The organism is Streptomyces eurocidicus, assembly GCF_002891295.1.
GTDB lineage: Bacteria > Actinomycetota > Actinomycetes > Streptomycetales > Streptomycetaceae > Streptomyces > Streptomyces eurocidicus.
Window position 1 is genome coordinate 260237 of sequence record NZ_LGUI01000013.1, and the last position, 20048, is coordinate 280284.

Sequence of the window (20048 nt, forward strand, 5' to 3'; positions counted from 1 at the left end):
AATTGGTCGTGTTTTCCAGACCAATGAATGTACAGACTCGCTCACGTGGCAAGGAGGGCCAGGGCGAACCCTCCGCCAGGGGGCCTCAAGGGTCCCGGCGGACGGGGCCGTGGCGGCAGGCGTACGAGGAAGTGGCCGGGGCGGCAGCCGTGATGACGGTGCATCAGCTCCCTGGGGTGCGAGGAGGAAGGAGAGCCGTGTCCCACGCGTCAGGACGCGTCATCGTGGGGGTGAGCGGGTCGCTGGCCAGCCTGGCGGCGCTCCGCAGGGCGGTCGAGGAGGTCCGGCGCGACGGCCGGACGCTGGTGGCGGTGATCGCCTGGGCGCCGCCGGAGGGCGAGACCCTGTACCGGCGGGCGCCGTGCCCGCCGCTGGCGAAGGCATGGGCCGGCCGGGCGGCGGACCGGCTGGACACGGCCTTCCACGAGGCGCTCGGCGGGGTGCCGGAGGACGTGCGCGTCGAGTTCGAAGTGGTGCGCTCCGCCCCCGGGTTCGCCCTGTGCGACATCGCCGACCGGGAGGGCGACCTGCTGGTCGTCGGCGCGGGCGGCCAGGGCCTGGCGGGCCGCCTCCGGTGGAGCCCGGTCCGCCGCTACGTCCTGGCCAGGGCGCGGTGCCCGGTGCTGGCGGTGCCCGCTCCCGCCGTGTCCTGGTGGACGGCCCGCGCCGCCCTGCGCCGGGCCGACCCCACGGACTTCGTACCACGGCACGCCGGTCCCCGCGGGACGACGGCCTGACGTCCCGCGGCCGGGGTTCCCGGTGCGGGCCGTGCCCCGCCCGGGGCCGGGGTCAGCCGACGAGGCCGGCGAGCGGGGTGTGGAGCAGCGGCTCGCACATGAGCACCACGCCGAGGCCGGCCAGCACCCCACCGGTGGCCATGGCGATCCTCTTGCCGGCCTTCAGCGCGCGCTCGGCCAGGAAGAGCAGGGTGAGGATGCCCATCCAGAGCAGGTTGTGCAGGCCCACGGCGACCTGGACCAGCATCAGCGCCCAGCAGCAGCCGAGGCAGTACAGGCCGTTGAGGACGCCCGCCCGCAGGGTGCCGAGCGACCCGGCCTTGAAGTCATGGGTGAGGACGAACGACAGCGGGCTGCGGCAGACGGTGAGGCAGCGCGTCTTGAGGCCGCTGAACTGGAAGAGGCCGGCGGCGGTGATGACGACGCCCGCGCCGGCGACCGACCAGGGGCTGCCCTCGGAGACCGGGACCAGCCAGCGCTTGGCCGCCAGGAGCAGCAGCGGGACCAGCCCGGAGAGCACCCAGATCAGCAGATAGCCGCCGATGAACACCGAGGTCGAGACGGCTCCGGCCCGGCCCTTGGGGCGGGTGACGAACCGGTGGGCGGCGACCAGGGGCACGGCCACGGGCAGCATCATGGCGATCACCATGCCCGCCCACATCGCGAGGAACATCTCCGCCTCGGTGGCGGAGACGGTGCCGGCGGTGGTGCCGCCGTGGTGGCCGCCGTGCGCTCCCCCCGGCATCCCCGGCATGTCCGCCATGCCGGAGGATCCGCCGGAGTGGCCCGAGTGGGCGGACCCGCTCAGGTACATCCACCACCACGCGAGGGCCGATACGGCGCACACCCACACCGCGGTGGTGAGGGTGAGGCGCCGCATGACTATCTGAGGCGCAGTGGTCACTCCGACCCCATCTTCATCGGGCCGAAGTCCGCGTGCACCAGGGGCCAGTCCCAGCCGAGGTCCGGGTCGACGAACCGGCTCTCGGTCTTGGCGAGCAGCCGCTCGCCGCCGAAGGACATCAGCGCGTTGTGCACCGCGATGGGCGTCTCGCCGTCGCGGCCCAGCAGCGGCTTGACCGGGACGGTGCTGGCCCGGCCGAGCTGGAAGTACGGCTTGTCCCCCGAGTCGTCGAGCTCGATGGGGACCCTGCGCACGCCCTTGAAGTCCTCGACCAGCGTGAACAGCAGGGCGAGCAGTCCGCCGGCCTTGCCGGTGAGGATCTGCTCCATGGCCTCGCTCTGCGCCTCGGGCGTCTCCTCGCCGATGTACACGGCGACCTTCAGACCGCCGTCCCAGACGTGCTTGACGGTGCGGTAGGCCACGCCGAGCTTGCAGCCGGCCAGGTCGACGTCGCCGTAATGGCCTTTGTCGACGATGCCGACGCCGATGGCGTCGCAGGATCCATGGGTCGGCGCCTCCGCGAACCAGCAGGGGCACGGCGTGCCACAGTTGCACGCGCCCGCCAGGCGGCCCTCGATCGACCACTCCATAGTGCGAGTCCTTTCACGTCGTTGACTGACATGGGGTGCCCGCCGGCGCCGGGCCGTGCGCCGGCGGGCGAGGCCGGCCGGGGTGCCGCGGGAGGACCCGCGGCACCCCGGCCGCGGGCCTCAGGCCGTGGCGGCCGCCAGCTCGGCCTCCTTGGCGCGGGTGGCCTCGTACGCCTCGACGAAGTACATCGTGAAGAGCTTGTACAGATGGGCGAAGTGGCCGAGCAGCCGCTCCACGTCGGCGTCCGTCTTCACCAGCGTCATCAGGGTGTTCCACACATCGCCGGTGTGGTCCTCCTCGATGTCGTAGTTGACGTGCGTACGGGCGCCCTTGACCTCGTCCTTGCCGAGGGTCTTCTCCAGGTTGTCCAGCCAGTCCGGCTGGGTCTTCCGGGTCGTGTACTCCAGGAAGTAGCTGCTGGCTATGGCGGCCAGCGGGGTGCCCTCGAACTCCAGGCAGTAGAGGAAGTAGCCGTTCAGCAGCTTGGTGGCCAGGAACGGGTCGGTGGAGTAGACCTCCTCCGGCTCGATGCCCACCCGCGCCAGGTCGGCGAGGAAGAGCCGGTCGTGCAGCATCTCGTCATCGGTGTACTCGGCCCACTCCTTGGCCGCCACCGGGTCGTGCAGGGTGAAGTAGCGGATGGCGTGGGCGTCGATGGTGCGCTTGCGGCGGATGCGCAGGATCGTCTCGATGGTGTGCCGCTTGTAGTACGGCATGTCGACCTCGGCGTCGCTGAGGAAGTGCGTGGCGTACGGCACCTCCTTGTAGAACTGCCCGATGTAGGCGTCGAGCTTCGCGTTGACCTGCTCGCGCAGCTCCGGGCGGATGATCTCGGTGTCGGACATATGCGTCTCTCCTGGATCCTGTTGGAATGTCACTTGCCGATCGGCCGGCCGCCGGCCACAAGGGCTACTGGCCGACCGACCCCGAACCTGACGGCACCCGGGCCTCTCCGATGAGGTCCTCCATCGAGAAATCCATCTTGCCCGCCGCCGTGGCTTCGAGCAGCGGCCCGAATCCATAACCGGACAACCGCTGCACGACCTCCGCCACATCGGCGACGATGGTGTAGTAATCGTCGCCGCGCTCCGGAATCTCATACGGTCCGGCCACCACCTTCGCCCCCGACGCCTCGAAGCCGGAGAGTTTTCCGCCCCGGCAGTAGGAGACGACCTTCTGAATGGGCAGATTGGCCAGCGCCCATTGCGAGGCCCAGCCGAACAGCAGCCGGGAATAGGGCAGATCCCGGCCCTGGCCGGGCGCGGAGACCAATCGCCCGAGTTCCCATACCGTCGAGTCACCCTTCAACTCGTCGGGCAGGAGGCCCAGCTCCTCGATCTCCGTCGTGCAAGCCGTGACCGGCACGATGCGAAGGGTCGCCCGGACCCGGTCGCCCTTACGGAGCAGGAATACTTTGCCTTGCAGATCACGGTCCTTGTCAAGCCACCAGAACTCGCTCTCGGGGAAGCGGGGTTCATAACGGAGCAGACGCAGGGCGTGGGCCTCCGAGAGGTCCTCTATGTTCTGCGCTAGTGAGAATCGGTAGAGGTCTTCCATGAATCCTCCCGAGTCGAACGGCGAAAGAGCAGCCCTCCCATTAAGTTCCTCATCATGGCCCGGCCAATAGCCGCTGGCCAGAAAAAGCCAAGGCCCTGAATGGGGCATGCCCGGATGCAGACGTCCGGCCCAGGGCCGGTCACCTGCCCGGATGCGGGCGCGGGCGGTGTCCGCATCAGGTCATGCCCGGTTGATGCACACACCCGCGAACTCGGCGGATCGATGGCATGATCCAGGATGGGGGAGGCCACCGGGCCGGGCCGAGCGGGCCCAGCGGCGACCGGGCCGGATCCGCGGTCCCACGGCCGCGCCCCGGGGGCCGCCCGGCGGCCCCCGGGCCCCCGACCGCGGGTCAGGGCCGCCCGGCGAGGGCGTCCTCCGGACACAGAAAGTCACCGAATACTGTGGAAGCGCACATCGGAAAAGTCTCCGATCCCTCTGCGGGGGATGCCGTCCAAGCCGGTGCGAAGGCCGCCCCGGAGGGCTCGCAGCAGGTCGCCGAGGGGGAATCCGCGGAGGGTTACCACCGTGGGCTCGGCGCCCGCCAGATACAGATGATGGCCATCGGCGGAACCATCGGCACCGGCCTGTTCCTGGGCGCCGGAACCGCCATCTCCCAGGCCGGCCCGAGCCTTATCCTCTGGTATGCGGTCGCCGGCGCCGTGCTCTTCGTCGTGATGCGCGCGCTGGGTGAACTCCTGGTCTACCGGCCCGTTTCCGGGAGTTTCGCCGAATACGCCCGCGAGTTCCTCGGACCGTTCTGGGGCTATGCCACGGCCTGGACCTACTGGATCATGTGGGTCACCACCGGAATGGCCGAGATCACCGCCGCCGGACAGTATGTCCATTATTGGGCGCCCGGCTTCGCCCAATGGAAGACCGCACTCATCTCACTGCTGGTGCTGTTCGCCCTGAACCTGATTTCCGTAAAGGTTTTCGGCGAGCTGGAGTTCTGGTTCGCCCTCATCAAGATCGTCGCTATTGTCGGAATGATCCTGGTCGGCGTCGGCGTGCTCACCATCGGCTTCAGCGCCGCCGGTGACACCGCCTCCGTCACCCACCTCTGGGCCGACGGAGGAATCGCGCCGCACGGCGTATGGGATTCCACGATGACCCTGCAGATCGTCCTCTTCGCCTACCTCGGCGTCGAGCTCGTCGGGGTTACCGCCGGTGAGTCGAAGGATCCCGAGAAGAACATTCCACGGGCCATCAAGAGCCTGCCCTGGCGATTCGGCATCTTCTACCTGGGCGCGCTGGTCGTCATCCTTTCCGTGGTCAGCTGGCAGGAATTCCAGCCCGGCGTCAGCCCGTTCGTCGCCGCGTTCTCGAAGATCGGCATCCCCGCCGCGGCGGGCATCGTGAACTTCGTGGTGCTCACCTCCGCCCTGTCCTCGTGCAACGCCGGCGGCCTCTACGCCACCGCCCGTATGCTGCGCACGGCGGGGCGCAACGGCCACGGCCCCAAGGTCCTGGGACGGCTGACGAGCCGGAACATCCCGGCCGTCGCGCTGAGCGTCTCCGCCGTGACGATGGCGATCGGCGTGGGCATCAACGCCGTCGACCCGGAGCACGCGTTCGTCTACATCACCTCGGTGTCCACCGGCGGCGCGATCCTCGTCTGGAGCGTCATCCTGGTCACCCACCTCCGCTACCGGCGGGCGGTGAGCGCCGGCCGGGTGGCGGCGTCCGGCTACCGGATGCCCGGCGCGCCGTACACCAACTACCTGGCGCTGGCCTTCTTCGCGTTCGTGACCGTGCTCATCGCGTCCTCGGCCGACAGCCGGGTGGCGCTGTACGTCATCGCGGGCTGGCTCGTCCTGCTGGGCCTCGGGTACGGGCTGCTGAAGCGCCAAGCCCGGGCCCGGCGCGCCGCCGGGGCGCACGGGAGCCGGTGAGCCCACGCGGCCCGGGAGCGGTACGGGCGGTCCGGGAGGGTTCCGGGCCGCCCGTACCGCTCCCAGGCCGCTTCCGTACCGCTCCCTGCCGCCTCAGACGACGCGCGCGCCGCCGCGGAAGACCGCCGTCACGGCGTGGACGGCCGTGATGTCGGTGAGCGGGTCGCCGGCCACGGCCACCACGTCCGCGTCGTAGCCCGGCGCGAGGCAGCCCTTGTGCGCGGCGATCCCGCACAGCCGGGCCGCCGTCGACGTCGCGGCGCGCAGCGCCTCCACGGGGGTGTACCCCCGCTCAACCATCGCGGCGACGCTGTACGGATAGCAGCCGTGCGGCTTGACCGGGAAGACCCCGGAGTCGCTGCCGCACACGGTCGTCACGCCCGCCTGCCGCATGGCCGCGAGCCCGGCGACCATGCCCGGGGCCCGTTGGGCGATTCGGGGTGGCGGTGGCGGGCCGCCCGGCAGGGCGCCCAGGGTCAGCGAGGCGACGACACCGGCGCGGACCATCTCGTCGAGCACCCGGCGGTCGAAGTGGACGCCGTCGTCGGTGAGGAAGAAGCAGTGCTCGATGGAGTCGAAGCCGGCGGCGACGGCGACGGCGATGCCGCTCGCCGCGTGGGCGTGCGCGGTGATAGGCAGTTCGTGCCGGTGCGCCTCGCGCACGGCGGCGCGCAGCTCGGCGGGCCCGTACTGCGGGCGGTAGGGGTCCGAACCGGGCGTCAGGTCGCCGCCGGTCACCATCACCTTGACGACGTCGACGCCGCGCTCGGCGCGCTCCCGGACGGCCGCGCGCACGCCCTCGACGCCCTCGGCCTGCCCGCCGAGGAACCAGCAGTGCCCGCCGGGCGTGGTGACCGGCGGCCCGGCGGCGAGGACCTTGGGGCCCGCCGTGGGGTCCGCGGCGGTCTCCGCGCGCAGCCGCAGGGAGAGATAGCCCCGGTCGCCGAGGTCGCGCACGGTCGTGACGCCCGCGGCGAGCGCCGCCCGGCCCGCGGCCCGCATCCGCTCCAGGAGCTCCGCGTCACCGGCCCGCCGGACCCGGCCGACGACATCGTCGCTGGCGTCGAAGGCCAGGTGGACGTGGGTGTCCACGAAGCCGGGCAGCAGGGTCGAGTCCCCCAGGTCGACGACGGTGGCACCGGGCGGCGCCGCGCCGCGCGCCTCGACGGAGACGATCCGCCCGCCCTCGACGGTCACCAGCGGCCGGTCGACGGGCTCCGGACAGGCTCCGTCGAACAGTGATCGCGCGCGTAATGCCAGCATCGGCCCTCCCTGCCACCGGGCAACCCTGCCCCGCGGCGGCACGGTGCCAAACCGGGCCCGGCGCGGCCGCCCCCGCTCAGCGCTCCTTCTGCGCCAGCCTGAGCAGGTGGTCGGCGAGGGCCTGGCCGCCCTTGGGGTCGCGGCTGATGAGCATCACGGTGTCGTCGCCCGCGATGGTGCCGATGATCTCGTGGACGCCGGCCTGGTCGATGGCCGACGCGAAGAACTGGGCGGCGCCCGGCGGGGTGCGCAGCACCACCAGGTTCGCGGACGCCTCCGCCGAGATCAGCAGCTCGCCCGCCAGCCGGCCCATCCGGGCCTCGGTCGCCGACTCCCCGAGCGGGGCCCGGGGGGTGCGGTCGCCGCCCTCGGAGGGCACCGCGTAGATCAGCTCGCCATTGGTGTTCCGGATCTTGACCGCGCCCAGCTCGTCGAGGTCCCGGGAGAGCGTCGCCTGGGTGACGGAGAGCCCGTCGTCGGCGAGCAGCTTGGCGAGCTGGCTCTGCGACCGCACCGGCTGCCGGCCGAGGATGTCCACGATCCTGCGGTGGCGTGCGGTGCGGGTCTGCGGTACGGCCTGTCCGCCGTGGAACGGCTCGGACTCCTGCGCCTCGGTCATCGTCTCGTCAGTCTCCGCATCGTCGTTCCCCGTGGCCTCTCCGGCCGCTACGCCCCCTCGCCCGCGATCGCGGCGTCCAGGACGCCGGGCAGCGCCCTGAGGAACGTTTCCACCTCATCTTCGGTGATGATCAGCGGCGGAGCCAGCCGCACCACGTCGGGTGCGACCGCGTTCACCAGGAATCCCGCCTCCTGTGCCGCGTACTGCGCTTTCGGTGCGAGGGGCTCGGAAAGGACAATACCCAGCAGCAGGCCCGCGCCACGGACGTGGTCGACCGCCGGGTGGCCGAGCGCCTCGATCCCGTCACGCAAGCGCGCCCCCACGCGTACGACGTGGCCGAGGATCCCCTCGGTCTCCAGGGTGTCCAGGACGGCCAGGGCGGCCGCGCAGGCGACCGGGTTGCCGCCGAACGTCGAGCCGTGCTGACCGGGTGTCAGCAGGTCGGCGGCGGGTCCGAAGGCCAGCGTCGCGCCGATCGGCAGCCCGCCGCCGAGCCCCTTGGCGAGGGTGACGACGTCCGCCTCGACACCCTGCGCCCGGTGCTCGAACCAGTGGCCGGTGCGGCCGATACCTGTCTGGATCTCGTCCAGGACGAGCAGGGTGCCGGTGGCCCGGGTGATCTCCCGGGCGGCGGCGAGATAGCCCGGCGGCGGTACGACGACGCCGTTCTCGCCCTGCACGGGCTCCAGGACGAGGAGCGCGGTGTCGGTGGTGACGGCGGCGCGGAGCGCGTCGGCGTCACCGTAGGGGACGTGCGTGACCTCGCCGGGCAGGGGCAGGAAGGGCGCCTGCTTGGCGGGCTGGCCGGTGAGGGCGAGGGCGCCCATGGTGCGGCCGTGGAAGCCGCCGGCCGTGGCGACCATGTGTGTGCGCCCGGTCCGCCGCCCGATCTTGAGGGCGGCCTCGACCGCCTCCGCCCCGGAGTTGCCGAAGTAGACGCGGCCGGGGCGGCCGTCGAGGGCGAGGAGGCGCTCGGCGAGGGCGACCGTCGGCTCGGCGGTGAAGAGGTTGGAGACGTGGCCGAGCGTGGCGATCTGCTCGGAGACCGCCCGGACGACCGCGGGGTGGGCGTGGCCGAGGGCGTTGACGGCGATGCCGCCGACGAGGTCGAGGTAGGGGCGGCCGTCGGCGTCCCAGACGGTGCTGCCGGCGCCCCGGACGAGCGGCACGCGCGGGGTGCCGTAGTTGTCCATGAGGCTGTCCTGCCACCGCCGGGTGAGTGCGGCGTTGCTCGCGGGGCTCACTGGGCGCCCTTCCCCTCGTTCTCGTCGTGTCCGTGGTGTGCGTCGTGGCCGTCCGGTACGACCATGGTGCCGATGCCCTCGTCGGTGAAGATCTCCAGCAGGATGGAGTGCTGGACCCGGCCGTCTATGACGCGGGCGGTGGTGACGCCGTTGCGCACCGCGTGCAGGCAGCCCTCCATCTTGGGGACCATGCCGCTGGCGAGCTCGGGCAGCAGCCGCTCCAGCTCGCTCGCGGTGAGCTTGCTGATGACCTCGTCGCTGTGCGGCCAGTTCTCGTAGAGCCCCTCGACGTCGGTGAGGACCATCAGGGTCTCGGCGCCGAGGGCGGCGGCGAGGGCGGCGGCGGCCGTGTCGGCGTTGACGTTGTAGACGTGCCCGTCGTCGGCGCTGCGGGCGATGGAGGAGACCACCGGGATGCGGCCGTCGTCGAGCAGCGCCCGGAGGGCGCCGGTGTCGATCGCGGAGATCTCGCCGACCCGGCCGATGTCCACGCGCTCGCCGTCGATCTCGGGCAGGTGCTTGGTGGCGGTGAGGGTGTGGGCGTCCTCCCCGGTCATGCCGACGGCGAGCGGGCCGTGGGCGTTGAGCAGCCCGACGAGTTCCCGCTGGACCTGTCCGGCGAGGACCATCCGGACGACGTCCATGGCCTCGGGGGTGGTGACCCGCAGGCCCGCCTTGAACTCGCTGACCAGGCCGTGCCGCTCGAGCTGCGCACTGATCTGGGGGCCGCCGCCGTGCACGACGACGGGCTTGAGGCCGGCGTGCCGCAGGAAGACGACGTCCTGGGCGAAGGCGGCCTTGAGCTCGTCGTCGACCATGGCGTTGCCGCCGAACTTGATGACGACGGTCTTGCCGTGGTGGCGCGTCAGCCAGGGCAGCGCCTCGACGAGGATGCGGGCCTTGGGGAGGGCGGTGTGCTTACGGGTGGCGCCGGCGGGGGCCCCGGCGGGGGCGTCGGTGGTCGTCATGAGGAGTACGCGCTGTTCTCGTGGACGTAGTCGGCGGTCAGGTCGTTGGCCCAGATGACGGCGCTCTCGCTGCCGGCGGCCAGATCGGCGGTGATGCGCACCTCGCGGTAGCGCATGTCGACGAGTTCGCGGTCGTCGCCGATGGAGCCGTCGCGGCAGACCCAGACGTCGTTGATGGCCACGTTGAGCCGGTCCGGGTCGAAGACCGCGGAGGTCGTGCCGATCGCGGACAGCACCCGCCCCCAGTTCGGGTCCTCACCGTGGATCGCGCACTTCAGCAGATTGTTCCGCGCCAAAGAACGCCCCACCTCCACCGCGTCGTCCTCGGTCGCGGCGTTGACCACCTCGATACGGATGTCCTTGGAGGCACCCTCCGCGTCGCCGATCAGCTGGCGGGCGAGGTCGTCACAGACGCCGCGCACCGCCTCGGCGAAGGCACCGGCCGCGGGCTCCACGCCGGAGGCCCCGGAGGCGAGCAGCAGGACGGTGTCGTTGGTGGACATGCAGCCGTCGGAGTCGACACGGTCGAAGGTCGTGCGGGTGGCCGCGCGCAGGGCCCGGTCGAGGGCGGGGGCGTCGACGTCGGCGTCGGTGGTGAGCACGACGAGCATGGTGGCGAGGCCGGGGGCGAGCATGCCGGCGCCCTTGGCCATGCCGCCCACGACCCAGCCGTCCCCTTCCGCCACGGCGGTCTTGTGGACGGTGTCGGTGGTCTTGATGGCGATGGCGGCCTTCTCGCCGCCGTGCGGGGACAGTCCGGCCGCGGCCTTCTCGATCCCCGGCAGGAGCCGGTCCATCGGCAGGTACACACCGATCAGCCCGGTGGAGGCCACCGCGATCTCCCCCGCGCTGTGCCCGAGGACCTCGGCGGCCTTCTCGGCGGTGGCGTGGGTGTCCTGGAAGCCGCGCGGCCCGGTGCAGGCGTTGGCCCCGCCCGAGTTGAGGACGACCGCGGAGACCGCCCCGCCCTTGACGACCTGCTCCGACCACAGGACGGGGGCAGCCTTGACCCGGTTGGCGGTGAAGACGCCGGCCGCGGACCGCCGCGGCCCCTCGTTCACCACCAGAGCGAGGTCGGGGTTGCCGCTCTCCTTGATCCCGGCGGCGATGCCGGCCGCCGTGAATCCCTTTGCTGCGGTCACGCTCACTGCGACTCCTCGTTGGCTTCCCGGCCCGCGTGGGGCGGCTGTGCGGGACTGTTCGGCGGATCCTGGGGGCCGGCCGCGGGGCCGCACGGCACAAGGCGCGCCAGTGCGGTGGCGAGGGCGCGGCGGACGCTCACGGCGCCACCCCGCAGACGGGCAGCCCCAGCTCCTCGGGGAGTCCGAGGGCGATGTTCATGCTCTGCACCGCGCCGCCGGCGGTGCCCTTGGTGAGGTTGTCGATCGCGCTGACGGCGACGATCCGGCCCGCGGCCGTGTCGAGGGCCACCTGGACCAGCGCGGTGTTGGAGCCGGTGACGGCGCCGGTCGACGGCCACTGTCCCTCGGGGAGGAGGTGGACGAACGGCTCGTCCGCGAACGCCTCGGCGTAGGCCGCCCGCAGGCCCTCGGCGGTGATGCCCGGGCGGGCCTTGGCGCTGCAGGTGGCGAGGATGCCGCGGGGCATCGGCGCGAGGGTGGGGGTGAAGGAGACGGTGACGGGCTCGCCGGCGGCGGCCGAGAGGTTCTGGGCCATCTCGGGGGTGTGCCGGTGGCCGCCGCCGACGCCGTACGGGCTCATGGATCCCATGACCTCGCTGCCGAGCAGGTGCTGCTTGGCGGCCTTGCCGGCGCCGGAGGTGCCGGACGCGGCGACGATCACGGCCTCGGACCCGGCGAGGCCGGCGGCGTAGGCGGGGAGGAGGGCGAGGGAGACGGCCGTGGGATAGCACCCCGGCACGGCTATCCGCTTGGTGCCGCGCAGGGCCTCGCGGGCGCCGGGCAGCTCGGGCAGGCCGTACGGCCAGGTGCCGGCGTGCGGTGTGCCGTAGAACCGCTCCCACTCGCCCGCGTCCTTCAGCCGGAAGTCGGCGCCGCAGTCCACGATCAGCACATCCTCGCCCAGCCGCTCGGCGACGGCGGCGGACTGGCCGTGGGGCAGGGCGAGGAAGACGACGTCGTGCCCGGCGAGCGCCTCGGCGGAGGTCTCCGCCAGCACCCGTCCGGCGAGCTGCGGCAGGTGCGGCTGCACCCGGCCGAGCCGGTGCCCGGCGCTGGAGTGCGCGGTCAGCGCCCCGATGCGGACCTCGGGGTGGCCGAGCAGCAGGCGCAGCACTTCACCGCCCGCGTATCCGCTCGCTCCCGCCACTGCCGCATGGATTGCCATCGGGCCCCTCCTGGTTCGATGGCATGACTATACGAAGGGTTGAAGATTTATGCAATGGCCACCCCTGTCGAGAGAAGTGGGACCACGAGATATCTTGATGTCGAGCAATGTTGCAGAGACGTGGAGCGGAGCACCTGGTGACTGACTCGACCATCATCTATACGCACACCGACGAGGCTCCGGCCCTGGCGACGCATTCCTTCCTGCCCGTGATCCAGGCTTACGCCTCGAAGGCCGGCGTCACCGTGGAGACCCGTGACATCTCTCTGGCCGGGCGCATCATCGCCGGCTTCCCCGAGTTCCTCGAGGAGAGCCAGCGCATCGAGGACGCCCTCGCCGAGCTGGGCGAGCTCGCCAGGACTCCGGGTGCGAACATCATCAAGCTGCCGAACATCTCGGCCTCGATCCCGCAGCTGAAGGCCGCGATCGCCGAGCTGCAGGCGCAGGGCTACGCGCTGCCGGACTACCCGGACGACCCGAAGACCGCGCAGGACGAGGACGTCCGCGCGCGCTACGACAAGGTCAAGGGCAGCGCCGTCAACCCGGTCCTGCGCGAGGGCAACTCCGACCGCCGCGCCCCCGCCTCGGTCAAGAACTACGCCAAGACGCACCCGCACCGCATGGGCGCCTGGAGCTCCGACTCCAAGACGAACGTCGCGACCATGGGCGCCGACGACTTCCGCTCCACCGAGAAGTCCGCGGTCGTCGCCGAGGCCGGCGCGCTGCGCATCGAGCTGACCGCGGAGGACGGCACCACCACGGTGCTGCGCGAGTCCGTGCCCGTGCTCGCCGGTGAGGTCGTCGACACCGCCGTGATGCGCGTGGCCGCGCTGCGCGAGTTCCTGACGGCGCAGATCGCCCGCGCCAAGGCCGAGGGCGTGCTGTTCTCGGTGCACCTGAAGGCCACGATGATGAAGGTCTCCGACCCGATCGTCTTCGGCCACGTGGTGCGCGCCTTCTTCCCGAAGACCTTCGAGAAGTACGGCCAGGCCCTCGCCGCGGCCGGCCTGTCCCCGAACGACGGCCTCGGCACCATCCTCAAGGGCCTGGAGTCCGTGCCGGACCTGGGCGAGGAGATCTCCGCCTCCTTCGCGGCCGAGCTCGCCGAGGGTCCGGCCCTGGCGATGGTCGACTCCGACAAGGGCATCACCAACCTGCACGTCCCGAGCGACGTCATCGTCGACGCCTCCATGCCGGCCATGATCCGCACCTCCGGCCACATGTGGGGCCCGGACGGCCAGGAGGCGGACACCCTCGCGGTGCTCCCCGACAGCAGCTACGCCGGCGTCTACCAGGCCGTGATCGAGGACTGCCGCGCCCACGGCGCCTTCGACCCGTCGACGATGGGCTCGGTCCCGAACGTCGGCCTGATGGCGCAGAAGGCCGAGGAGTACGGCAGCCACGACAAGACCTTCGAGATCGCCGCCGCGGGCACCGTCCGCGTCGTCGACGCCAAGGGCGACGTCGTGCTGGAGCAGGCCGTTCAGGCCGGCGACATCTTCCGCATGTGCCAGGCCAAGGACGCCCCGATCCGCGACTGGGTCAAGCTGGCCGTCACCCGCGCCCGCGCGACCGGCGCCCCGGCCGTGTTCTGGCTCGACGAGACCCGCGCGCACGACGCGCGGCTCATCGAGAAGGTCAAGGCGTACCTGCCGGAGCACGACACCGAGGGCCTCCGGATCGAGATCATGGCGCCCGTCGAGGCGACCCGGTTCTCCCTGGAGCGCATCCGGCGCGGCGAGGACACCATCTCGGTCACCGGCAACGTCCTGCGTGACTACCTGACCGACCTGTTCCCGATCCTGGAGCTCGGCACGAGCGCCAAGATGCTGTCGGTCGTTCCGCTGATGAACGGCGGCGGTCTGTTCGAGACCGGTGCCGGCGGCTCCGCGCCGAAGCACGTCCAGCAGCTGGTCAAGGAGAACTACCTGCGCTGGGACAGCCTGGGCGAGTTCTTCGCGCTCGCGGCGAGCTTCGAGCACCTCGCGCAGACCACGGGCAACGCGCGCGCCCAGGTGCTCGCCGACACCCTCGACCGCGCCACCGCCACGTTCCTCAACGAGGACAAGTCGCCCAGCCGCCGCCTCGGTGGCATCGACAACCGCGGCAGCCACTTCTACCTGGCGCTCTACTGGGCCCAGGAGCTGGCGGCGCAGACCGAGGACGCGCAGCTGGCGGAGGCGTTCACCGCGCTCGCCAAGTCCCTGGCCGAGCAGGAGCGGACGATCGTCGACGAGCTGATCGCCGTCCAGGGCTCGCCGGCCGACATCGGCGGCTACTACCAGCCGTCCGTCGAGAAGGCCGCGGCCGTCATGCGTCCGTCGGCGACCTTCAACGAGGCGCTCGCGACCCTCGCCTGACCGCGGCGGCGGGGTACTCCCCCGCCGCCCCGCGCCTGACGCGCCCGACCGCCCCCGACCGGCACCCGCCGGCCGGGGGCGGCTCGTTTTCCGGGCCCGGCGCGAACCCGGAGCCGCCCCCCGGCCGGTCAGGCCGGCTTGTCGCCGAGGTGTTCCAGGAGCTGCCGGAGCGATTCCGCGAGGGCGTCCCGCCCCTCCTGGTCGAGAGCGGCCAGCAGGCGCTCCTCCGTGGCGATGTGGTCGGGCAGCGCCCGGTCGATGAGGGCGAGGCCGTCATCGGTGAGGGAGACGTCCATGCTGCGGCCGTCCGAGGCGCTGGGGGTGCGGGTCACCAGCCCGCGGGCCTCCAGCCGGTCGAGGCGCTGGGTGATCGCCCCCGAGGTGACCATCGACGACCGCATCAGTTCGGCGGGGGTCAGCCGGTGCTCGGCGTTGCTGCGGCGCAGGGTGGCGAGGACGTCGAACGAGGCGGCGTCCAGGTCGTGCGCCGCGAAGGTACGGCGCAGCTCGGCGTCGACCAGGCGGGTCAGCCGCGAAAGGCGGCCGATGACCGCCATCGGCGAGGCGTCGAGGTCGGGGCGGCGCACGCGCCACTGTTCCAGTACGCGGTCGACGTGATCTGTCATGGCTCCAGCCTAAGCAATCTCTTAGCGGTGAGGTAAACCCTGGACAGATATCTTAGCGGTGAGATACATTGCTTTAGTGCTAAGCAATCGATTCGGGACCGTCGCCCTGACCGCCCTCGCGCCCGCCATCTGGGGCACGACCTACCTGGCCACCACCGAGCTGCTGCCGCCCGGCCGGCCGCTGCTGGCCGCCGTGGTGCGGGCCCTGCCCGCCGGGCTGGTCCTCGTCGCCGTGACCCGCCGGCTACCGAGCGGCGTCTGGTGGTGGCGGGCCCTGGTGCTCGGCGCGCTCAACATCGGGGCGTTCTTCGCCCTGCTCTTCGTCGCCGCCTACCGGCTGCCGGGCGGGGTCGCCGCGACCATCGGCGCCCTCCAGCCCCTCTTCGTCGCCCTGCTCTCCGCCGGACTGCTCGGCGAGCGCCTGACCCGGCGGACCCTGCTCACCGCGGTCGCGGGCGTGGCGGGCGTCAGCCTCCTCGTCCTCCGGGCCGACGCCCGGCTGGACGGCCTCGGGGTGGCCGCCGCCGCGGCCGGCGCGGTCGTCATGGCCACGGGGGTCGTGCTCAGCAAGCGGTGGGTGTCGCCCGCGCCGCTGCTCGCGACGACCGGCTGGCAGCTGGTCGCCGGCGGGGTCCTGCTGCTGCCCGTCGCGCTCCTGGTCGAAGGCCCGCCGCCGGCCGCCCTGAGCACCTCCAACCTCGCCGGCTACGGCTATCTGGCCGTCATCGGCTCCGCCCTCGCGTACGCGCTGTGGTTCCGGGGCATCCGCGAGCTGTCCCCCACCCAGGTCACCTTCCTCGGGCTGCTCAGCCCGGTGATGGCCACGGTCCTGGGTCTGATCGCCCTCGGTCAGGAGCTCACCTGGGCCCAGGCGGCGGGCGGGCTCGTCATCCTCGCCTCGCTCGTCGTGGCCCAGCGGCGGCCCGCGCGGCAGGACCGGCCCCAGGACCGGCCCGCCGGCCAGGCAGGCCCGGCCAAGAGGCCGCGCGCCGAGGCCCCCGCCCGCTGAGCCGGCCGCCGGACGTCCCGCCGCACCACCCGCGGGATCCCCCGCGGTGTTCGACCCGAACCCGCACCACCCACCCAAGGAGCAGAGAAATGCGCATCACCGTCTTCGGAGCAGCGGGCAACGTCGGCAGCCGCGTGGTCACCGAGGCCCTCGCCCGGCGCCACGAGGTCACCGCCGTGGTCCGCGACAAGGCCCGCTTCCCCGAGCTGCCCGAGGCCGCCCGCGCCCGCGTCGGCGACGCCTCCGACCCGCGGGACGTGGCCCGGCTCGCCGTCGGCCAGGACCTGGTCATCACGGCGACCCGCCCGGCGCCCGGCAGCGAGTACGGCCTCGTCAAGGCCACCGAGGGCCTGCTGGCGGGGCTCGCCGGGACCGGTGTGCGCCTCCTGGTCGTCGGCGGCGCGGGCAGCCTGACCCTCCCCGGAACCGACGGCGTGACCGTGGCCGACGGCCCGGACTTCCCGCCCTCCTGGCGGCCCATAGCCCTGGCTTGCAACGCCCAGCTGGCCGCCTGCCGCGCCGCCGACGACGTGGACTGGACGTACCTGAGCCCGGCCGCCCTCCTGGAGCCGGGCAAGCGCACGGGCCACTACCGCCTGGGCACCGACGAACTGATCGTCGACGCCGACGGCGACTCGGCCGTCTCGATGGAGGACCTCGCGGTGGCCCTCCTGGACGAGGCCGAGCAGGCCCGGCACCGGGGGACGCGCTTCACCGTGGGGTACTGACCCGCCGCCCGCCCCGGCCGGGGTGCCTCAGCGGCCCTGGAGCCGCTCCAGCTCCCGCCGGTCCCGCTTGGTCGGGCGCCCCGCGCCACGGTCACGGACCGCCGCCACCGCCACCTGCTCGCGCGGCGGGGGCGGCGGGCTGTTGTCGACGTAGCAGTCGGCGGCCACCGGCGCGCCGACCCGCTTGCGGACGAGCCGGGAGACCACGACGACCCGCTCGTGCCCGGCCAGCCGCAGCCGCACCTCGTCACCGGGGCGCACGGTCTGCGCGGGCTTGGCCCGCTCGCCGTTGACGCGGACGTGGCCGGCCCGGCAGGCCGTCGCGGCCAGCGAGCGCGTCTTCGTGAGCCGTACGGACCAGATCCAGCTGTCGACCCGCACGGGCCCCTCGTCTTCAGCCATGCTCCGACTCTAGCCCTCTCCTCGCCGGGAACCCGGCCGCCGGGCGGCCGGACCTCACGGTGTCGCCGCGGCCGCCGCCCCGGCCCACTCCGCCCACCCGGTCCGCAACCTGCGGACGCCCTCCTCCAGTTCGGCCGTGCCCGCCGCCGTCGCGAAGCCGATCCGCAGGAAGGGCGCGGGAGCCTCGGCGGCGAAGTAGGGGCGGCCCGGGGAGACGACGACACCGGCCCGCAGGGCCGCCGCCGCGAGGGCCGCCTCGTCCGTGCCGTCCGGGAGGCGGCCCCAGACGTAGAAGCCTCCCGGCGGCGCGAAGTCCACCTTCAGGTCCGGCAGTTCCCGCTCCAGCGCGGTGAGCAGGGCCTCGCGCCGGGTGCGCAGCTCCGCGGCGACCGTGCGCCGGTGCCGGAACCAGGCGGGCGAACCGACGAGCTCCAGGGCGGCCTCCTGGAGCGGGCGCGGGACGAAGAAGCTGTCGACGACCTGGATGGCCCGCAGGCGTTCGAGCACGGGGCCCCGGGCGGCGAGGGCGCCCACCCGCAGGCTGGGTGAGGTGATCTTGGTGAGCGAGCAGACGTGGACGACGATCCCGTCGGGGTCCTCCGCGGCGAGCGCGGGGGCCGGCGCCGGGGCGTCCTCGTGGGAGAGGAAGCGCGCGAAGTCGTCCTCGACGACGAACGCGCCCGCCTCGCGGGCGATCCGCAGGACCTCCCGCCGCCGCTCGCCCGCCAGGATCGCGCCCGTGGGGTTCTGGTAGAGCGGCTGGCAGACCAGGACGCGGGCGCCGCTCGCCCGGAACGCCTCGGCGAGCAGGTCGGTACGGACGCCCCGGGCGTCGACGGGCACGGGCACCAGCCGCTGTCCGGAGGCGCGCGCGACGGCGAGGATCCCGGGGTAGGCCGGGGACTCGACGAGGACGGGCGCGCCGGGCGGGGCGAGGGCGCGCAGCGCGGCCGCGAGCGCGCTCTGCCCACCGGCGGTGACGAGTACGTCCGAGGGGGCGACGGTGCCGGCGGGGCCGCCGATCTCGCGGGCGAACCAGGCGCGGAGCTCGCCCACACCGTCGATCGGCGGCCGTCCCCAGGCGCCGGGCCTGCGGCCGGCCCTGCCGAGCGCCGCCGCGAGGGCGCGCTCCGGCTGGAGCGTGGGGTGGAGGTAGCCGCCGCTGAGCTCGACGACGCCGGGCGGCGGCTCGGCGAGCGTGCCGAGGACGCCCGAGGCGTCCACGGCGCGGGGGACGGCCTCGCCCGGCGTCTCGACGCTGAGGGCGACCTGCTGCCAGGACGTGTCGCCGGGGCGGGCGGGCGCGCTGTGCGGCGCGGCCCGGAAGGCGCCCGCGCCGGGGCGGGTGACCACCAGGCCCTCGGCGGCCAGGGTGCCGAGCGCCCGCGACACGGTGACCGGGCTGACCCGGAAGCGGTCGACGAGGGCCCGGCTGGACGGCAGCTTCTCCCCCACGGAGTAGCGGCTGAGCTCCCCTCGGAGGACTCCTGCCAGCTCAGAGACACTGTTACGCTCATGCATGAGAGTGAAAGATAGCGCTACCGACCCGAACGCGATAGCAGTGGACAGCCCTGCGGGCACCGCTTCCCCGCGGGTCGCGGCGCCGCGCACGGGTGGCGGCACCCTCCTCGCCGCGCTCGGTGTGGCGGCGTTCTCCCTGACCTTCCCGGCGACCGTGTGGGCCCTGGAGGGGCTCGGCCCGTGGTCCGTGACCACCTGCCGGATGGTGCTGGCCGGGCTGCTCGCCGGGGCCTGCCTGCTGGCCGGACGGGTGCGGCCGCCCGCGCGCCGGCACCTGCTGCCGCTGCTCACCGTGGCGGGCGGCACCGTGGTCGGCTTCCCGCTGCTGACCACGCTCGCGCTGCGGACGTCCTCGACCTCGCACGCCGCCGTGGTCGTGGGGCTGCTACCGCTGACCACGGCCGCGTACTCGGCGGTCCGCACCCGGGCCGGGCACTCGCGGACGTTCTGGGCGGCCGCGCTGACCGGCGCCGCCGTGGTGATCGCCTTCGCGGTGCGGGAGAGCGGCGGCCGGCCGACGACCGGGGACCTCTTCCTGTTCGGCGCCCTGCTGGTGTGCGCGGCGGGCTACTCCGAGGGCGGCCGGCTGGCGCGGGAGCTGCCGGGCTGGCAGGTGATCGCCTGGGCGCTGGTGCTGTGCCTGCCGGTGGCCTCCGCCGGCGCGGCCCTGTCCCTCCGCACCGAGCCCGTCCACCTCACCGGCCACGCGGTCGCGGGACTGCTGTGGCTGGCGGTGGGCTCCCAGTTCGTGGGGCTGTGGATCTGGTACCGCGGCATGGCGGCGATCGGTGTCGCCCGGGCCAGCCAGCTCCAGCTGGCCCAGCCGCTGCTCACACTGGTCTGGTCGGTGCTGCTGCTCGGCGAACGGCTGGGCCCGGCCGCGCCCGTGGCGGCCGTCGCCGTTCTGGTCTGTATCGGGGTGACCCAGCGAACCCGCTCCTGACCAGGCGCCCCCGCACGGAGGTGGTTCCCGCCAGGACTCGCCGAGGTCGCGCCGGGTCTCGCCCGGATGCGCACGGGGACGAGCCGTTCGCCCCGGCCGACCGTAGACTTGGCCCCGTCCCAGCACACGTGTCGGACCTCGAGACGGAGGGCACGTCTATGCATGCGAGCAAGGGCGACCGGTTGGTGGTGCACGGCCGCGTGGTCGGGAAACAGGACCACGTCGTGGAGATCGTGGAGGTGCTGGGGGCGAACGGGTCCCCGCCGTTCCGGGTCCGCGCCGAGAACGGTCACGAGACGATCATGTCCCCGGGCCCTGACACCGTGGTGGAACACCGCAAGGCCACCGACCAGGTCTAGCGTTCCCCACGAGGC

General features: G+C 73.0%; 20 protein-coding genes. 7 read left to right on the top strand and 13 right to left on the bottom strand.

Features of this window, described 5'->3' with window-relative positions; genetic code table 11:
* Positions 1-197 precede the first annotated feature (197 nt).
* On the top strand, positions 198-737 hold the full coding sequence (locus AF335_RS34970; RefSeq protein WP_170127852.1) for a universal stress protein: 540 nt from the start codon (positions 198-200) through the stop codon (positions 735-737).
* A 52-nt stretch (positions 738-789) separates the two neighbouring features.
* Here the strand turns inward: AF335_RS34970 and AF335_RS31895 are convergent, their stop codons facing one another.
* The 4 genes from AF335_RS31895 to AF335_RS31910 all read right to left on the bottom strand — a co-directional run bounded on the left by AF335_RS31895 (position 790) and on the right by AF335_RS31910 (position 3789).
* Positions 790-1641: a DUF2182 domain-containing protein gene (locus AF335_RS31895; RefSeq protein ID WP_146045654.1), complete on the bottom strand. Its 852-nt coding sequence runs from the start codon at positions 1639-1641 to the stop codon at positions 790-792.
* Entirely contained in the window at positions 1638-2231 is a 594-nt protein-coding gene (locus AF335_RS31900; protein ID WP_102921891.1) for a DUF1326 domain-containing protein, read from the bottom strand. Before AF335_RS31900 ends, AF335_RS31895 begins: the two co-directional genes overlap by 4 nt.
* Positions 2232-2351: 120 nt before the next feature.
* Positions 2352-3077 (bottom strand): iron-containing redox enzyme family protein, encoded by a 726-nt coding sequence (locus AF335_RS31905; protein ID WP_087928899.1) that lies wholly within the window; start codon positions 3075-3077, stop codon positions 2352-2354.
* Between the two features lie 64 nt (positions 3078-3141).
* Complete coding sequence (locus tag AF335_RS31910; protein WP_102921892.1) at positions 3142-3789, bottom strand: hypothetical protein; 648 nt, start codon at positions 3787-3789, stop codon at positions 3142-3144.
* Positions 3790-4346: 557 nt separating this feature from the next.
* Between AF335_RS31910 and AF335_RS31915 the strand changes: the two genes are divergently transcribed.
* Complete coding sequence (locus tag AF335_RS31915; protein WP_228773416.1) at positions 4347-5684, top strand: amino acid permease; 1338 nt, start codon at positions 4347-4349, stop codon at positions 5682-5684.
* Between the two features lie 93 nt (positions 5685-5777).
* Here the strand turns inward: AF335_RS31915 and AF335_RS31920 are convergent, their stop codons facing one another.
* The 6 genes from AF335_RS31920 to argC all read right to left on the bottom strand — a co-directional run bounded on the left by AF335_RS31920 (position 5778) and on the right by argC (position 12085).
* The gene (locus AF335_RS31920; protein ID WP_102921893.1) at positions 5778-6947 is read right to left on the bottom strand and encodes a metal-dependent hydrolase family protein; all 1170 of its coding nucleotides are present in this window, start codon (positions 6945-6947) and stop codon (positions 5778-5780) included.
* 76 nt (positions 6948-7023) lie between these two features.
* Entirely contained in the window at positions 7024-7566 is a 543-nt protein-coding gene (locus AF335_RS31925) for an arginine repressor (protein WP_087928896.1), read from the bottom strand.
* A 47-nt stretch (positions 7567-7613) separates the two neighbouring features.
* Complete coding sequence (locus AF335_RS31930) at positions 7614-8759, bottom strand: acetylornithine transaminase (protein WP_102921944.1); 1146 nt, start codon at positions 8757-8759, stop codon at positions 7614-7616.
* 47 nt (positions 8760-8806) lie between these two features.
* Positions 8807-9778: an acetylglutamate kinase gene (gene argB, locus AF335_RS31935; protein WP_102921894.1), complete on the bottom strand. Its 972-nt coding sequence runs from the start codon at positions 9776-9778 to the stop codon at positions 8807-8809.
* Positions 9775-10926 carry a bifunctional glutamate N-acetyltransferase/amino-acid acetyltransferase ArgJ gene (gene argJ, locus AF335_RS31940; RefSeq protein ID WP_102921895.1) on the bottom strand — a complete coding sequence of 384 codons (1152 nt, stop codon included), beginning with the start codon at positions 10924-10926 and terminating at the stop codon, positions 9775-9777. Before argJ ends, argB begins: the two co-directional genes overlap by 4 nt.
* Before the next feature lie 130 nt (positions 10927-11056).
* On the bottom strand, positions 11057-12085 hold the full coding sequence (argC, locus tag AF335_RS31945; protein WP_102921896.1) for an N-acetyl-gamma-glutamyl-phosphate reductase: 1029 nt from the start codon (positions 12083-12085) through the stop codon (positions 11057-11059).
* A 137-nt stretch (positions 12086-12222) separates the two neighbouring features.
* Between argC and AF335_RS31950 the strand changes: the two genes are divergently transcribed.
* The gene (locus AF335_RS31950; RefSeq protein ID WP_102921897.1) at positions 12223-14445 is read left to right on the top strand and encodes an NADP-dependent isocitrate dehydrogenase; all 2223 of its coding nucleotides are present in this window, start codon (positions 12223-12225) and stop codon (positions 14443-14445) included.
* 128 nt (positions 14446-14573) lie between these two features.
* On the opposite strand, the gene AF335_RS31955 is transcribed toward AF335_RS31950, so the two are convergent.
* Positions 14574-15071: a MarR family winged helix-turn-helix transcriptional regulator gene (locus AF335_RS31955; RefSeq protein ID WP_102921898.1), complete on the bottom strand. Its 498-nt coding sequence runs from the start codon at positions 15069-15071 to the stop codon at positions 14574-14576.
* 76 nt (positions 15072-15147) lie between these two features.
* Here AF335_RS31955 and AF335_RS31960 point away from each other — a divergent pair, with 76 nt between their 5' ends.
* Both AF335_RS31960 and AF335_RS31965 read left to right on the top strand, forming a co-directional pair.
* Positions 15148-16080: an EamA family transporter gene (locus AF335_RS31960; protein WP_102921899.1), complete on the top strand. Its 933-nt coding sequence runs from the start codon at positions 15148-15150 to the stop codon at positions 16078-16080.
* Between the two features lie 89 nt (positions 16081-16169).
* Entirely contained in the window at positions 16170-16808 is a 639-nt protein-coding gene (locus tag AF335_RS31965) for an NAD(P)-dependent oxidoreductase (RefSeq protein ID WP_102921900.1), read from the top strand.
* Positions 16809-16835: 27 nt separating this feature from the next.
* Here the strand turns inward: AF335_RS31965 and AF335_RS31970 are convergent, their stop codons facing one another.
* Positions 16836-17210 carry an RNA-binding S4 domain-containing protein gene (locus AF335_RS31970; protein ID WP_102921901.1) on the bottom strand — a complete coding sequence of 125 codons (375 nt, stop codon included), beginning with the start codon at positions 17208-17210 and terminating at the stop codon, positions 16836-16838.
* Between the two features lie 54 nt (positions 17211-17264).
* Positions 17265-18731, bottom strand: a complete 1467-nt coding sequence (locus tag AF335_RS31975) for an aminotransferase-like domain-containing protein (RefSeq protein WP_102921902.1) — start codon at positions 18729-18731, stop codon at positions 17265-17267.
* Between AF335_RS31975 and AF335_RS31980 the strand changes: the two genes are divergently transcribed.
* Both AF335_RS31980 and AF335_RS31985 read left to right on the top strand, forming a co-directional pair.
* A complete protein-coding gene (locus AF335_RS31980; protein ID WP_102921903.1) occupies positions 18730-19674 on the top strand; it encodes a DMT family transporter in 945 nt (314 codons plus the stop codon). The two genes, AF335_RS31975 and AF335_RS31980, sit on opposite strands and share 2 nt — an antisense overlap.
* 158 nt (positions 19675-19832) lie before the next feature.
* Positions 19833-20033 carry a DUF1918 domain-containing protein gene (locus AF335_RS31985; protein ID WP_102921904.1) on the top strand — a complete coding sequence of 67 codons (201 nt, stop codon included), beginning with the start codon at positions 19833-19835 and terminating at the stop codon, positions 20031-20033.
* The last annotated feature ends 15 nt before the right edge of the window (positions 20034-20048 follow it).

Excerpts from the sequence above, each read along its gene's own strand:
- AF335_RS31900 (WP_102921891.1), bottom strand. The coding sequence starts at position 2,231 with ATGGAGTGGTCGATCGAGGGCCGCCTGGCGGGCGCGTGCAACTGTGGC.
- AF335_RS31905 (WP_087928899.1), bottom strand. The coding sequence starts at position 3,077 with ATGTCCGACACCGAGATCATCCGCCCGGAGCTGCGCGAGCAGGTCAAC.
- AF335_RS31910 (WP_102921892.1), bottom strand. The coding sequence starts at position 3,789 with ATGGAAGACCTCTACCGATTCTCACTAGCGCAGAACATAGAGGACCTC.
- AF335_RS31915 (WP_228773416.1), top strand. The coding sequence starts at position 4,347 with ATGGCCATCGGCGGAACCATCGGCACCGGCCTGTTCCTGGGCGCCGGA.
- AF335_RS31920 (WP_102921893.1), bottom strand. The coding sequence starts at position 6,947 with ATGCTGGCATTACGCGCGCGATCACTGTTCGACGGAGCCTGTCCGGAG.
- AF335_RS31925 (WP_087928896.1), bottom strand. The coding sequence starts at position 7,566 with ATGACCGAGGCGCAGGAGTCCGAGCCGTTCCACGGCGGACAGGCCGTA.
- AF335_RS31930 (WP_102921944.1), bottom strand. The coding sequence starts at position 8,759 with ATGGACAACTACGGCACCCCGCGCGTGCCGCTCGTCCGGGGCGCCGGC.
- argB (WP_102921894.1), bottom strand. The coding sequence starts at position 9,778 with ATGACGACCACCGACGCCCCCGCCGGGGCCCCCGCCGGCGCCACCCGT.
- argC (WP_102921896.1), bottom strand. The coding sequence starts at position 12,085 with ATGGCAATCCATGCGGCAGTGGCGGGAGCGAGCGGATACGCGGGCGGT.
- AF335_RS31955 (WP_102921898.1), bottom strand. The coding sequence starts at position 15,071 with ATGACAGATCACGTCGACCGCGTACTGGAACAGTGGCGCGTGCGCCGC.
- AF335_RS31965 (WP_102921900.1), top strand. The coding sequence starts at position 16,170 with ATGCGCATCACCGTCTTCGGAGCAGCGGGCAACGTCGGCAGCCGCGTG.
- AF335_RS31970 (WP_102921901.1), bottom strand. The coding sequence starts at position 17,210 with ATGGCTGAAGACGAGGGGCCCGTGCGGGTCGACAGCTGGATCTGGTCC.
- AF335_RS31980 (WP_102921903.1), top strand. The coding sequence starts at position 18,730 with ATGAGAGTGAAAGATAGCGCTACCGACCCGAACGCGATAGCAGTGGAC.
- AF335_RS31975 (WP_102921902.1), bottom strand. The coding sequence starts at position 18,731 with ATGCATGAGCGTAACAGTGTCTCTGAGCTGGCAGGAGTCCTCCGAGGG.
- AF335_RS31985 (WP_102921904.1), top strand. The coding sequence starts at position 19,833 with ATGCATGCGAGCAAGGGCGACCGGTTGGTGGTGCACGGCCGCGTGGTC.